Raw genomic sequence first — 13,644 nt, 5'->3', positions numbered from 1 at the left:
CAACGCTTCGCCACCGTCGAACCCGTGTTTGGGAACTTGCGCGGCAACAAACGCCTGCACCGCTTCACCTTGCGCAGCAAAGCCAAAGTGGACGGGCAATGGAAACTGTTTTGCCTGATGCACAACCTCGAAAAGCTGGCACATTACGGGTATGTCGCATGAAGGGGGAAATGATGCTGCCAAACACGCAAAAATGCACCGTATTGAGCGTATCAGGTGGCATTCAGGGCGTTATGGGGAAGCAGGAAGTCGGCAACGCTGAAAAAAACGCCCGGTCGTTTGGGATGTTCAAAAAAATGACTGCCCGATCTGGATGGGATGATCAGATTCGGGTTTTTCTACACCCTCGTTAATGACCAAAACACAAGGTAGTTTTAGTCATTAAAAGGATAAAAAGCAAGGGTGTTTTTTCCATACCCCACCAACATACTCAGCACGCTTTCCAGTAATCAATAAAAGCCCGCAGGCTTGCCGACATTTGCTTGCGGCTGGGGTGATAGAGAAAAAAGCCGCTGCCTGCCGGGCAGTATTTTTCCAATACCTGCACAAGCGTGCCGCGTTGCAAATCCTCTTCCACATGCTGGCGTAACAGGTACGCCAGCCCCAACCCCTGCCGGGCAGCCTCCCGCATCAGGTTGGGGTCATTGGCGGTCAGGCGACCCTGCACCCCCACCGCGAACGGCTGCTCATCGTACTCAAATTCCCAGCGATACATTTCCCCGTTGGGGAAGCGCCAACAGATGCATTCATGTGTACCCAAATCCTGTGGCGAAACGGGTGTACCGTGCGCTGCATAATAAGTTGGTGAAGCCACCACCACAAACTGCTGCTGACCGCCCAGAGGAATCGCTATCATATCCTGAGGCAGTGTTTCTACACAGCGAATACCTGCATCAAACCTCCCGGAAACAATGTCTTGCAGACTATCATCACTGATCAGCTCCACATTGATGTCGGGATAACGGGTAAAAAATCCCGACAGTTTAGGGGCAAGCAGAAAGCGACCTGCATCAGGTGGCACCGTCAGGCGCAAGGTTCCGCGCGGGCTAATGCGGAAGTCGTTAATGCCATCCAGCGCAACCTGAATATTGACCAAGGCCGGTTGTAACTGTTCCAACAGCGCCCGGCCTGCTTCGGTAAGCGATACGCTACGGGTTGTCCGATGCAATAGACGCACACCCAACTGCTCTTCCAACGTCCGCATATTATGACTGAGTGCCGAGGCCGACACACCCATCTCCAAAGCCGCTTTGCGGAAGCTGCAATGGGTAGCAATCGTGTGGAAGGCTGCAAGCCCTGAAAGATTAGCATGACTCATTAGTGAATTATTCTCAGTAACGTGAATATGATTGTGCAGGTTATCAAACAATAAAGTCTCGCGCATACTGCCCCCATCGTAAAACATAGCAAGGACATTCATGATGCAACTATCTAATCAGAATCTGGCGGGCAAAGTCGTCGTCATTACCGGCGCATCGTCTGGCATCGGAGAAGCTGCTGCCCACGCTTTTGGGCGAGAAGGCTGCAAGCTGGTGTTAGGTGCACGGCGCGCGGAAGAAGGGGAAGCGGTTGCTGCTGCCATCCGCGCAACGGGTGGTGAGGCGGTGTTTGTGTGCACAGATGTATTACAGGAAGCGGATATTGCCCGGTTAGTGCAAACGGCGCTGGATACTTTTGGTGGTTTGGATGTGTTATTCAACAATGCAGGCACAGAAGGCGTATCCAGTGCTTTTACTGAGCAATCCACTGCTGAGTATGATTTCACCATGAATACCAATGTGCGCAGCGTATTGTGGGGAATGCAACACGCCATCCGTGCCATGCAGAGCGCCGGTGGGGCGATCATCAACAACGCATCCATTGTGGCGCACGTCGGCTTTGCCAATACAGCACTTTATAGTGCCAGCAAGGCTGCCGTCGTGGGGATGACCCGTGTAGCAGCCGTGGAATATTTTAAACAAGGCATCCGTATCAATGCCGTTTGCCCCGGCATCACCTATACCCCAATGTCACAACGCCTACTCGGCGGTGAAGATGAGCAAAATGCTTTCATGGCAACCACTCCGGCAGGCCGCACCGGACAACCGGAAGAAATCGCCGCAGCGGTTGTATTCCTTGCATCAGGCAATGCCAGCTATATCAGTGGGCAATGTTTAAACGTGGATGGTGGCTATACAGCAGCGTAACCTACGCCCACCTACCCCAACAAAGCCTGCAATTCCGGCAAACACGAACCGCAATTCGTCCCCGCATTCAAGCAGCGCCCGATGCTTTCCACCGAATTCAGCCCCTGCTCGGCAATGGCTTTGCGGATAGTGTTTTCACCGACGTTGAAACACGCGCACACCGTCCGCCCCTTGTCTTCACCCGCCACCGCCGGTTTGCCCGCCAACAAACTGGCGCGGTCAGCCGCTGGCAGTGCATCGTGTGCAAACAAGCCCACCAACCAATCACGCGCAGGCAACACGCCCCCGGCAGCACTGATAAACAAACAGCTTTCCAGTTGTTCCCCGGTGAAACGCGCTGCCCGGTAGGTTTGGCGAGCCGTATCGAGGTATTCCGTCCAGTTCACCCCGCCATCGTCCTGACACAACAAGTCGCGGGCAAAGGCTGCCCAGTCCGTCATCGGACTGGCGCTAGCAAATTCGTAACGCCAAGCGTTTTCGACTTTGATGGTGGTGCAATACTCCGTTAGAGAAGCGATTTTTCTGCGCGAAATCAGAAACCCCTGCCACGTCGCCTGATACGGCTCAATCGCCACCACCGCGTGCTTGCTTTCGGGCTGCCCGGAAATCGGGTCAACCACGGCTGGAATCAAGCACCCAACTCCCGCTGCGCTGCTGAATTGCCCGCTCCAGTGCATTGGCACAAACAAGCTGCCGCGCTGCTGGTCACGGCTGGTTTTAACCTTGACCAAAATGTGCTGCGTGCCGTTGTGGATACGGGCAATGCCACCATTCTGCAAACCTTGATCCCGCGCATCACAGGGGTGAATTTCCACGTAAGGTTCAGCGACGTGTGCCGACAAACGCGGGGAAATTCCGGTGCGCGTCAAGGTATGCCAATGGTCACGCACCCGCCCAGTATTCAGCACAAACGGGAATGCAGGCGTGCGCACCGCGTGCGGCAAACGCACTTGCACCGCAATGAATTGCGCCTTGCCGGATGCGGTAAAAAACTTGCCGTCGGCAAACAAACGTACCGTACCCTGCCCCGCTGCATCCAGCGGCCATTGCGTGGGCGGCAGGGCATCGTATTCCGCTGTGGACAAATCTTGCCATGCGCCGATATTAAAGCAGCGCGTCCCCGTATTGCGGTAGGCAGATAAAGCGGCATGTTCGCGGAAAATTTCATGCGCCGCCTGATACGGGAATTGCGCTGCAAAGCCCATCGCGTGTGCCACAGCGGTGAGGATCTCCCAATCCTGTTTGGCTTCGCCCGGTGCAGGCAAAAACGGCGGCTGGCGGGAAATCGTGCGGTCACTGTTGGTCACTGTGCCGTCACGTTCGCCCCAGCCGAGGGCAGGCAGACGAATGTGCGCCAGTTCCAGCGTGTCGGTGTGGCTGACGCAATCGGAGACAATCACCAGTTCACATTGCGCCAAGGCTGCCCGCACGCGCTCGCTATCCGGTAAACTCACCACCGGATTTGTGCCCATAACCCACACCGCTTTGACCTTGCCCGTGCCGATGGCTTGGAACAAATCGACAGCCTTCAAGCCCGAGCCTGTTGCCATGACGGGGGCTTGCCAGAAATCTTGCACCAAAGCGCGGTGTTCCGGGTTTTCGATGTCGAGATGCGCCGCCAACTGGTTCGCCAGCCCGCCGACTTCGCGCCCACCCATCGCGTTGGGTTGCCCGGTGAAGGAAAACGGCCCCATGCCCGGCTTGCCTATGCGCCCGGTTAACAGGTGGCAATTGATCAGCGCATTGCCCTTATCCACGCCGCTGGAAGATTGGTTGATGCCTTGCGAAAACACCGTGACCACTTGCGCGGTGCTGCCGAACAGCGTGAAAAAGCGTTCCACGTCTGCCAATGGCAAACCGCATTGTTCTGCCACGGCTTGCACGCTGGGCGCGGTGGTTTTTGCCATCGCCACAGCCTGTTCCATGCCTGCGGTGGACTGGCTGACGAAGGCGTGATTGGTATGCCCGTTTTCCGCCAACCACGCGAGCAAGCCGTTGAACAGGATAGCGTCTGTACCGGGAGCAAGCCCCAAGTGCACATCAGCAAGGTCAGACGTTTGGGTACGGCGCGGGTCGATATTGATGACTTTCAGCGCCGGGTTGTTTTTCTTCGCCTTGACCATGCGCTGGTACAGCACGGGGTGACACCACGCGGCATTGCTGCCCACCAGTACGATCAGTTGCGCGGATTCCAAGTCTTCGTAACTGCACGGCACGAGGTCTTCACCGAACGCACGTTTGTAAGCTGCCACGGCTGAGGCCATGCACAGGCGCGAATTGGTGTCGATATTGCCCGCGCCGATGAAACCTTTCATCAGCTTGTTGGCGACGTAATAATCTTCGGTCAGCAACTGGCCGGAAACGTAGAAGGCTACCGCTTCCGCGCCGTGTTCCGCGATGATTTGCTGGAAACGGCTGGCGATGGTGGTGGTGGCTGTTTCCCACGACACGCGCTGCCCGTGGATTTCGGGGTAAAGCAGGCGTTGCGGGTGGTCGAGCGTTTCCGCCAGTGCCGTGCCTTTGGAACAGAGCCTGCCGAGGTTGGCGGGGTGTTCCTTGTCGGGGCGTACTTTGAATGCGCCCGCTGCGTCCTGTTCGACAGTGACCCCGCAGCCTACGCCGCAGTAGGGGCAGGTGGTGCGGGTAGGGTTCATCATGCTGGAGCTTCCTCTATGACCAATTGCAGATAGACCTTGCCACCTTCCACCTTCACCGGAAACACATTGCTGCAACCGTTATCCGGGGCAAGCGCGTTGCCGCTGGTGAGGTCGATTTTCCAGTTGTGCAGCGGGCAAGTAACGCTCGTGCCGTGCATAATGCCTTGTGACAAAGGCCCACCTTTGTGTGGGCACGCGTCGCGAATCGCGAACACTTGATCGTCGGAGCCACGAAACACGGCGATGTCCATATCGCGGGTTTTGATCAGGCGCGAACCCAGCACGGGGATTTTGTTCAGTTCAACCACTTCTATCCATTTGCTCATTGTTATGTCCTCGTTAGGCTTCGATCATGATCGGGGTGAATTCGTCGGCTTCGGCACCTTCGGCACGGGCTTTCCACGGGTCGATTTGCGCAGGCTTTTGCGAAATCAGGAAGCGTTCGTACAAGGCTTTGCGTTGGGCGGCGTCATCCACGATGGCTTTTTTGACTTTTTCCAGCCCAACGCGCTCGATCCACGGCGCGGTGCGTTCCAGATAGTGCGCGTCTTCGCGGTAGAACTGGCAGAACGCGCCGGTGTATTCCAGCACCTGTTCTTCGGTTTCCACCTTGCACAGCAGGTCGGTGACGCGCACCTTGATACCGCCGTTACCGCCAATGTGCAGCTCGTAACCGGAATCGACGCAGACCACACCGATGTCTTTGATGGTGGCTTCTGCACAGTTACGCGGGCAACCGGAAACCGCCAGCTTGAACTTGTGCGGCATCCACGAACCCCACGTCAATTCTTCCAGCTTCACGCCGAGGCCGGTGGAATCTTGCGTGCCGAAACGACACCATTCGCTGCCTACGCAGGTTTTCACGGTGCGCATCGCCTTGCCGTAAGCGTGACCGGAGACGAAACCGGCATCGCTCAAATCCTTCCACATCGCTGGCAACTGTTCTTTCTTGATGCCGAACATGTCGATACGTTGCCCGCCTGTCACCTTCATGGTCGGCACTTCGTATTTGTCGGCAACGTCAGCAATGGCGCGTAACTGGTCGGAGGTACACATCCCCCCGAACATACGCGGCACGACCGAATACGAACCGTCTTTCTGGATATTGCCGTGGACGCGTTCGTTGATGAAACGCGATTGCGCATCGTCCACGTATTCGGTCGGGAAAGCGCACAACAGGTAGTAATTCAGTGAGTTACGGCAAGAGGGGCAACCGTCCGGCGTTGTCCACTCGAAGTGCTCGCGCACCGCCTGCATGGTTTTCAGCTTGTTCTGAATAATGCCGTGGCGAATGTCGTCATGGGTGTAATCGGTGCATTTGCACAGTGGCTTGGTTTTCGGCGTGGTGGAATAGTCGCCGCCGACGGTGTGCGCCAGCAGCGATTCGACCAAGCCAGTACACGAGCCGCACGACGCGGAGGCTTTGGTGTGGGCGCGGACGTCATCCAGCGTGAACAGCTTTTTTTCGGTGATGGCTTTTACAATGTCGCCTTTGCAAACACCGTTACAGCCGCAAATTTCGGCATTGTCGGGCAAGCTGGCCACGCGGGTTTCGGGGTTATGCCCAGAATCGCCCAGATGATGTTGCCCAAACAACAAAGTGTCGCGGAACGCGGAAACATCTGTGCCGTCTTTCATGAGCTGGAAATACCAACTGCCATCCACGGTATCGCCGTACAACACCGCCCCTTTGATTTGATTGCCTTGCAGCACGATTTTTTTGTACGTGCCGGAAGCCGCATCCTTGAACACGATGTCTTCGGTTTTCTCATTCCCGGTAAAGTCGCCAGCGGAAAACAGTTCAATGCCGGTCACTTTCAGTTTGGTGGATGTCACCGTGCCGACGTAACGGGCAATGCCGTGTTTGGCGAGGTGGTTGGCGGCAACTTTGGCTTGCTCGAACAACGGCGCGACCAGCCCGTAAGCAATGCCGCGATGTTGCACGCATTCACCAATCGCGTAGATTTTCGGGTCGGTGATGGTTTGCATGGTGTCGCTGACCACGATGCCGCGTTCGCAGTACAAGCCGGAAGCTTTGCCGAGGTCGGTATTGGGTTTGATGCCGACAGCCATGACCACCAGATCGGCGGGAATTTCAGTGCCGTTTTTGAAACGTACTGCCGTGACACGTTCGGCGCCGATGATTTCAGCGGTGGCATGTTCCATCAGGAAGGTCATGCCGCGCTCTTCCAGCGATTTTTGCAGCATGGCGGCGGCGGGTTTGTCGAGCTGGCGCTCCATCAGGGTGTCGAGCAGGTGGACAACGCTGACGTTCATGCCCTGTTTCATCAGGCCGTTGGCGGCCTCCAGCCCCAGCAGGCCGCCGCCGATGACGACGGCATTTTTGTATTGGCTGGCGGTTGCCAACATGGTGTCCACGTCTTTGATGTCGCGGAAGCCAATCACGCCTTGCTTGTCAGCACCGGGCAGCGGCAGCATGAAGGGGACGGAACCCGTGGCGATAATCAGACGGTCGTATGGGGCAATCGTACCATCGGTGGCGATGACTTCGCGGCGGGCGCGGTTGATTTCTTCGACCTTTTTGCCTTTGTATAGCGTGATGCCGTTGTCGATATACCACTGTTCACCGTTGAGCATGATCTGCTCGATGGTCTTTTCGCTGGCAAGTACCGGCGAGAGCATGATGCGGTTGTAGTTGCCGTAAGGTTCTTCACCGAATACCGTGATGTTGTAATGGTCGGGGGCAAGTTTGAGCAGTTCTTCAAGGGTGCGGACACCCGCCATGCCGTTGCCGATCAGTACCAGATTTTCTTTGTGCATTGTTGCGTCTCCTGAAAACAAAAAAGCCCTGAACCTCAAGGCTCAGATAGGCCAGAAGGTTCAGGGCTTCGTTACCCGAATGTGTGTCACGCAACTGTGCGTGGTGGTACTGTGCCTCGGTCGCCGTTGACCGGGTGCAGTGTGTTGATGAATTTAATGCAAAGGTTGTGCCAATGGCATTGAAGCGGCGCTACGCCATTATTTCATATGCAAGCTGTATAAGTGTGCGCTAATTCAGGGATAGGCCAGGAAGTGTTGCACTAAAATGGTGCGAGCAGAACTATTTCTAAGCAAGCTAATGCCACTCATCTGCCTGAGCTTGTAAGTCGAACCAATAGTGATAAATTCACCTTATCGTTATTTAAGTACCGTTAATAGAAAAACCACTTGAATCAGTCGTTACTCTCAAACCCCAAGTCAATTTATAACAAGAAGGACTCAACCTTTATGATGATCCGTCATTTGTTAACTGGCACAGTACTGCTGTGTTGTAGCCAGGCTATACTCGCCGCATCGACTCCCTTTGAGACTTGTCCATCGAAGGCATTTCTTATACAGGGCGCTATACCCAAAACCTACGCTGTCAATCTGGTGACCGGCGATTATGATATCGCACAGGATGATATGGGCACGAAAGCGGGGATCAATGCCGTAGGCTTCAACCCGAATGATGGTTTCATGTATGGCTGGAACTACGCAGATAAAAAGCCGGGGCGCATTGGCAATGATTTCAAGATTGAAAGCTTGAGCGACGTTGCCAATCCAACTGCACAGAACTTCTTTGTGGGTGATATCTCGATTCTTGAGAATGCTTACTACGTTTACAATAGCGGGGTTAGTTCTGGTCTTTACCGCATCTCACTGGATCAAAACAACGCCAATTACCACAAAATGGTGCGTGTTGTAGATGGTAAAACCCTGAACCTCACGATCTATGATATCGCCTTCCACCCCTCTAATGGCCTGGCTTACTCAGTGGATAACAAGGGTGATCTTTACCAGATTAACACCACCAGTGGCACAGCCACGAAACTGGGAGCAACCGGCGTTTCTGGTACTTTTGGTGCCATTTATTTCGATGTGAATGGGCATCTGTACTTCAGCCGCAATAACGATGGCAAAGTCTTTAGCGTTGATATTAACAATGCGAAGTATACGGCCGTCTTATTTGCGCAAGGCCCTTCATCCAGTTCAAATGATGGTGCTCGTTGTGCCTTAGCAGACGTGGTGGATAACGCCGATAGTAATATCGACTTTGGTGATGCACCCAGTTCTTATGGGACTTCTCTGCAAGACAATGGCGCTCGTCATGGTTTAAAAAGTCCTGCAACCCTGTTCTTGGGGACGAGTGTTGACGGAGAAAGCGATGCAACACCTTTCCCGATGTCTGATGATGAAACTGGCGTTAGTGATGATGAAGATGGTATCCAGTTTGCAACAAATCTGACAGCAGGTTCATCAGCAGTCGTCATGGTGAAAGCGTCTACATCAGGCAACTTGAGCGCGTGGATTGATACCAACCAAAATGGCCAGTTCGATGCGGATGAGCAAGTCATGACAGACCAGCCAGTAACAGCAGGTCTCAAGCCGCTTTACATCAAAATTCCAGCTGGAGCAACGCCAGGTGCAACGTGGGCACGGTTCCGTTTGTCATCCGCAACAGGGCTAGAGCCAACCGGTGGAGCGCCTGATGGTGAAGTGGAAGATTATAAAGTCGATATTCGCGCGAACAGTTCAAATGTCACGTATTACCCATCCAGCACAGGTTGGGCAACGGTAGCCTTTGAAGATAACTGGCCGTTTGAAGGCGATTACGATATGAATGATATGGTCACCTACCTCCGTACTGCGGTATACCGCACTGAGGGGAAAATTACACAAGTGAACATCTCTGGACAACTTGCCGCTGTTGGTGCAGCGTACCATAACGGCTTTGGTATCCGCTTACCTGGTATTCTGCGCAGCCAGATTGACGAGTCAAAGGTTCAATACACCGTCAATGACCGCGATTGGGCACCTTACAATCCATTGGAAACTGGGCGTAATGAGGCAATCTTTATTCCAACTTACAATGTTTGGAATTACGTCAGCGCTGGTGAAAACTGTACTTACTACCGTACACAATCAGGGTGCGGCTCCGATGTGCAGATGACGTTTAATTTAGTGATTCCATTCAAGGAACCCATTGAAAGTAATTTGGCTGGCCTGTTTGACCCCTTCATGTTCGCAACACCGGGGGCATATCATGGTTCGTTCTTTGCTCAACCTCCGGGTCGAAGTTATGAAATCCACCTGAAGAACCAAGCACCAACAGAGGCGTTTAATACGGCACTCATGAATGGTGCAGGTGCGGATGCCTCTGATCCCAGTAACAACCTGTATTTCCTGACAAAAAATGGTATGCCTTGGGCAATGGAAATGGGCAATCGGTGGCAGTACCCATTGGAATATCATGATCTGATTTTAGGCTATCAGAAGTTCCCCAACTATGTGGCAACACAGGGCAGCCAAGATGCAAATTGGTTCGATGACACCAAGTCAACGCCAGCGCACTTGTTCAAAGACTAAGAATGATAAAGGACATATAGTATGAAAAAGATCATAACAGTAGTTTCCTTGATGGTGCTTCTAACGGGATGTGGCGGCGGCGGCGGTACTGTTGCTGGCACGTCGACTAGTGATACAACCATTGCCAGTAACACCACAGCCCCCTTGGAAAGCAACACTCAAGCCACTAGCACGGCAGCGATTATTGCTGCACCGGAGTTTGATTTCGCGTCAGCACGCACCATCGATATTCAATTCGATGTACCGGAGGCTCGAACCACCGAAGGCATGTTGTCTCTGTGCACGAAATACAGCTCAGAAAGTGATGGCACATTTAACATCAATTACGACAGTTGTCTGGTACAGGCAACACTGGTAAATGGCCTTTACCAGTCGCAAATGGAACTAACCAACGATGTTAATTCGGTCATTGGTGTCATCTGGTTTGCAGATCCTGACTTAGCCCCAGTCTATAAAGAGTTTACTTTGGCTGCGACAGCAGGGGCTAGCGCTCGTTCCGCGAATGCCAACACCCATCCAACGATTGTGTGGAACTGATAACATTAAGCCATTAACAAAAGCCCGCTTCTAGCGGGCTTTTTGCTTAGGAGGCTTCATCACCAACCGCCCAAAACACGCGCATGTCGGCATTATCCACGCGCTCATAAATCGCCTCGACCGGGACAGTCAAGCCGATGGATTCCAACGTCACCGTTGAGCCGGGGTAGTAATAGGTGGAACGCCATGCCTCGCTACGCCGTTGCACCACGACTTCGGCAATGTCTTGCTCGATCAGCACGTATTCCAGCAAGCTGGGCAAGGCGAGGTATTCAGCACGTTTTTCGGTTTTATCCTGGCGGTGCGTGCTGCCAGATAGCACCTCCACAATCAGAATCGGGCTTTCGCGGACATAGGTATCTTGCGAGGGGTCATCGTCACACACCACCATCAAGTCGGGGTAGCGAAAACGCTTGGCGGTGGTTTTCACCAGCATGTCGCTGGTCATCGGGAAACACGATTTACCGCGCTGGTGGTTCCAGATCAACGCATATAAATTGCCCGCAATACGGTTATGGTTGGTGCTTGCCCCCGCCCTTGCGTACACATTTCCCTCAACGTATTCGTATCGCTGTTCGCTCTCGCGTTCGCCTGCAAGGTAGTCGTCGACACTGAGGTAATCGAGTGGGTGTGCTAGTGGTGGCATTAGGTTTGCTCCTAAACGAGTTCTTCGCTTGATGTTAGCGCACGTACCAAAACGGCGGTATTTTGCTGCGGATGTGTGCTTGATTCGTCGTTATAAGTGCGGCCCTGCTTCCTTGTAGGGCAAACCTTGCAGCCACACATCCGAGTTTTCGCGGAAAAACTGCTGGAAAGCCGTCAACAATTTCACCATATCCAAACGGCGCTCCGGGGTCAGATACCATGCTTGCTGGTGGGTAATGGTCGCTTGCCATTGCCAGGTAATTTCACGCGGGATGATTTCCTGATAGATGCGGTTGCTGATGGCGATTTGCGGGCTTGTTCGGATAAGCCCCAAGTCTTCCACGTATTGCAGGTCATCATTCTGCAAGACGGCAACGCCGGGGTCAGTGTCTGCCAGAATTGATTTCGCCAGATCGGGTAAACTTGGCTCAATACCATAATCACTGGCACGGGCAGCGATGCTTTGGCACACCATTGTCATGCCCCAACGAGCATCTTCACGGGCGGCTTGCGCTCCTTCGATATTGACGTAGAGGGTGTTGTATTCACCGCTTTGGTTCAATACTTCCATCATCGCCAACAGGGTACTGGTTTTGCCCGTCTGGCGCGGGGCGTGCAGCACGAAGTATTTTTCTGCACCAATCAGGTAGCGAATTTCTTCCCAGTCGAGGCGCTGCATCGGGTCAATGCAGTAATGCTTGCTGGTTTAGCATGAGCGGGGTGGATTACCCCATCACCAACCACCCCAACACCCAATACCGCACGCCCTTCGCCACTGCCACCACCGCCACGAACGGTAACAACGGCATCCGCATGACCCCCGCCACCATAGTCAGTGGATCACCCACAATCGGCAACCAACTCAACAACAACACCCACCACCCATAGCGCTGAAACTGCTGTTGCGCCCGCTCCAAGGTCACTGCGTTAACTGGAAACCAACGCTTCTCCCGGAAATGCTCCAGATAGCGCCCCAGCCACCAATTAATCACCGACCCCAGCGTATTGCCGAATGTCGCGACGGCAATCAACAGCCAAAACGAATCCTTCCCGTTGAGCAACAAACTCACGAGCAAAGCTTCCGATTGGGCAGGAATCAGGGTGGCTGCCAGCAGCGCCGAGAAAAACAGCAGGAGGTAAGACATAAGGATGCCGTGCTACAGCCAACACCTCCCCTGATAAGGGGAGGCTGGGAGGGGTTTCTTAACTACGCGCCGTCAACCACTCGCCAATCGCGGGCGGAATCGTCTTTTGCGCTTTGCCGCTGACGTAAATACCGATGTGACCACCTTTGAACGACAGCTCGGTGTAATCGTCGCTGCCGGTTGCGCCTTTCAACGCCCGTGAAGCATCCGGCGGCACCAGATGATCCTGTTCGGCAAAGATATTCAGCACGGGCGCAGTCACGTTTTTCAGGTCGATGGTGTAATCACCAATCTGCACCTCGCCCTTCAGCAGCTTGTTTTGCTGGAAAAAGTCCTTGATGAACTGGCGGAAAGTCTCACCAGCCTGATCCGGGCTGTCAAAAATCCACTTTTCCATGCGCATGAAGTTTTTCAGGGTTTGGCTATCGCCCATCACGTCGACCATGCCGAGGTACTTTTGCCCCATCAACTGATACGGTTTCAGGTTGAGGAACGTCCAGTTGAGCATTTCGCCGGGAATATTGCCGATGGTGTCGACCAGTTGGTCAATATCGACGTTTTGTACCCAGTGGCTGAGCATATTGTCCGGCGTGTGGTAATCAACGGGCGTGACCATTGTGACCAGATTTTTGACCTTTTCCGGGTGCATCGCGCTGTAGCACAGGCTGAAAGCACCGCCTTGGCAAATCCCCAGCAGGTTGACCGCATCGACGCTGTGACGTGCACGGATTTCATCCACACAATTATCGAGATAACCGTTGAGGTAATCGTCGATAGTCAGGTAACGATCGGAAGCATCCGGGTAGCCCCAGTCGATCAGGTAGACATCCTGCCCGGCATCCAGCAAACCTTTGATGGTAGAACGGTTTTCCTGAATATCGGTCATGTAGGGGCGGTTCACCAGCGCGTACACGATCAGCATCGGCACTTTATTGGTCGGTTCCGCCGTGCCCTGATAATGCAGCAGTTTGAGCTTGTCTTCGGTGTACACCACCTCGAACGGGGTAACGCCGGTGGAAATCTCACCGACTTCCATCAGATTGGTCATACCCTGCGCGAGCTTTTCATTGAAGGTTTTTACTTCGTTCAGAATTTCGTCTGGACGCATTTGAAACGGCATGTTCG

Annotated in this window: 13 protein-coding genes; 5 read left to right on the top strand and 8 right to left on the bottom strand. The window is 53.8% G+C overall.

Translation table 11 applies throughout. The annotated features are described in order from the left end of the window. Window positions 1-162: transposase (locus Q394_RS23145; RefSeq protein ID WP_038139966.1), on the top strand; the 162-nt coding region annotated here is incomplete at its 5' end. 8 nt (window positions 163-170) lie between these two features. Next, window positions 171-353 (top strand): hypothetical protein, encoded by a 183-nt coding sequence (locus Q394_RS0118485; RefSeq protein ID WP_156946700.1) that lies wholly within the window; start codon window positions 171-173, stop codon window positions 351-353. 77 nt (window positions 354-430) lie between these two features. On the opposite strand, the gene Q394_RS0118480 is transcribed toward Q394_RS0118485, so the two are convergent. Beyond that, on the bottom strand, window positions 431-1,420 hold the full coding sequence (locus tag Q394_RS0118480; RefSeq protein WP_211248858.1) for a LysR family transcriptional regulator: 990 nt from the start codon (window positions 1,418-1,420) through the stop codon (window positions 431-433). Between Q394_RS0118480 and Q394_RS0118475 the strand changes: the two genes are divergently transcribed. Continuing rightward, window positions 1,419-2,186 (top strand): SDR family NAD(P)-dependent oxidoreductase, encoded by a 768-nt coding sequence (locus Q394_RS0118475; protein ID WP_211248857.1) that lies wholly within the window; start codon window positions 1,419-1,421, stop codon window positions 2,184-2,186. The genes Q394_RS0118480 and Q394_RS0118475 overlap by 2 nt on opposite strands. 11 nt (window positions 2,187-2,197) lie before the next feature. On the opposite strand, the gene Q394_RS0118470 is transcribed toward Q394_RS0118475, so the two are convergent. From Q394_RS0118470 to nirB, 3 genes are read right to left on the bottom strand one after another with little or no spacing between them, the layout of a single operon-like run. Then, complete coding sequence (locus Q394_RS0118470; protein ID WP_342665155.1) at window positions 2,198-4,843, bottom strand: molybdopterin-dependent oxidoreductase; 2,646 nt, start codon at window positions 4,841-4,843, stop codon at window positions 2,198-2,200. Next, complete coding sequence (nirD, locus tag Q394_RS0118465; RefSeq protein WP_028490552.1) at window positions 4,840-5,169, bottom strand: nitrite reductase small subunit NirD; 330 nt, start codon at window positions 5,167-5,169, stop codon at window positions 4,840-4,842. Before nirD ends, Q394_RS0118470 begins: the two co-directional genes overlap by 4 nt. Before the next feature lie 13 nt (window positions 5,170-5,182). Next, entirely contained in the window at window positions 5,183-7,624 is a 2,442-nt protein-coding gene (gene nirB / locus Q394_RS0118460; RefSeq protein ID WP_028490548.1) for a nitrite reductase large subunit NirB, read from the bottom strand. Between the two features lie 447 nt (window positions 7,625-8,071). Here nirB and Q394_RS0118455 point away from each other — a divergent pair, with 447 nt between their 5' ends. Further along, complete coding sequence (locus tag Q394_RS0118455) at window positions 8,072-10,192, top strand: LruC domain-containing protein (protein ID WP_038142107.1); 2,121 nt, start codon at window positions 8,072-8,074, stop codon at window positions 10,190-10,192. A gap of 21 nt (window positions 10,193-10,213) precedes the next feature. After that, window positions 10,214-10,729: a hypothetical protein gene (locus tag Q394_RS0118450; RefSeq protein WP_028490546.1), complete on the top strand. Its 516-nt coding sequence runs from the start codon at window positions 10,214-10,216 to the stop codon at window positions 10,727-10,729. 46 nt (window positions 10,730-10,775) lie between these two features. Here the strand turns inward: Q394_RS0118450 and Q394_RS0118445 are convergent, their stop codons facing one another. The 4 genes from Q394_RS0118445 to Q394_RS0118430 all read right to left on the bottom strand — a co-directional run bounded on the left by Q394_RS0118445 (window position 10,776) and on the right by Q394_RS0118430 (window position 13,639). Continuing rightward, complete coding sequence (locus Q394_RS0118445) at window positions 10,776-11,375, bottom strand: Uma2 family endonuclease (protein ID WP_028490545.1); 600 nt, start codon at window positions 11,373-11,375, stop codon at window positions 10,776-10,778. Between the two features lie 90 nt (window positions 11,376-11,465). Continuing rightward, the gene (locus tag Q394_RS22810; RefSeq protein ID WP_028490544.1) at window positions 11,466-12,053 is read right to left on the bottom strand and encodes a hypothetical protein; all 588 of its coding nucleotides are present in this window, start codon (window positions 12,051-12,053) and stop codon (window positions 11,466-11,468) included. Between the two features lie 46 nt (window positions 12,054-12,099). Continuing rightward, entirely contained in the window at window positions 12,100-12,519 is a 420-nt protein-coding gene (locus Q394_RS0118435; RefSeq protein ID WP_038142105.1) for a YqaA family protein, read from the bottom strand. A gap of 58 nt (window positions 12,520-12,577) precedes the next feature. After that, window positions 12,578-13,639 carry a class III poly(R)-hydroxyalkanoic acid synthase subunit PhaC gene (locus Q394_RS0118430; protein WP_028490542.1) on the bottom strand — a complete coding sequence of 354 codons (1,062 nt, stop codon included), beginning with the start codon at window positions 13,637-13,639 and terminating at the stop codon, window positions 12,578-12,580. Between the last annotated feature and the right edge of the window lie 5 nt (window positions 13,640-13,644).

The sequence above is a fragment of the Thiothrix lacustris DSM 21227 genome, assembly GCF_000621325.1.
In the GTDB taxonomy this organism is placed as follows: Bacteria; Pseudomonadota; Gammaproteobacteria; order Thiotrichales; family Thiotrichaceae; genus Thiothrix; species Thiothrix lacustris.
This window is presented reverse-complemented; position numbering and strand designations above follow the sequence as displayed.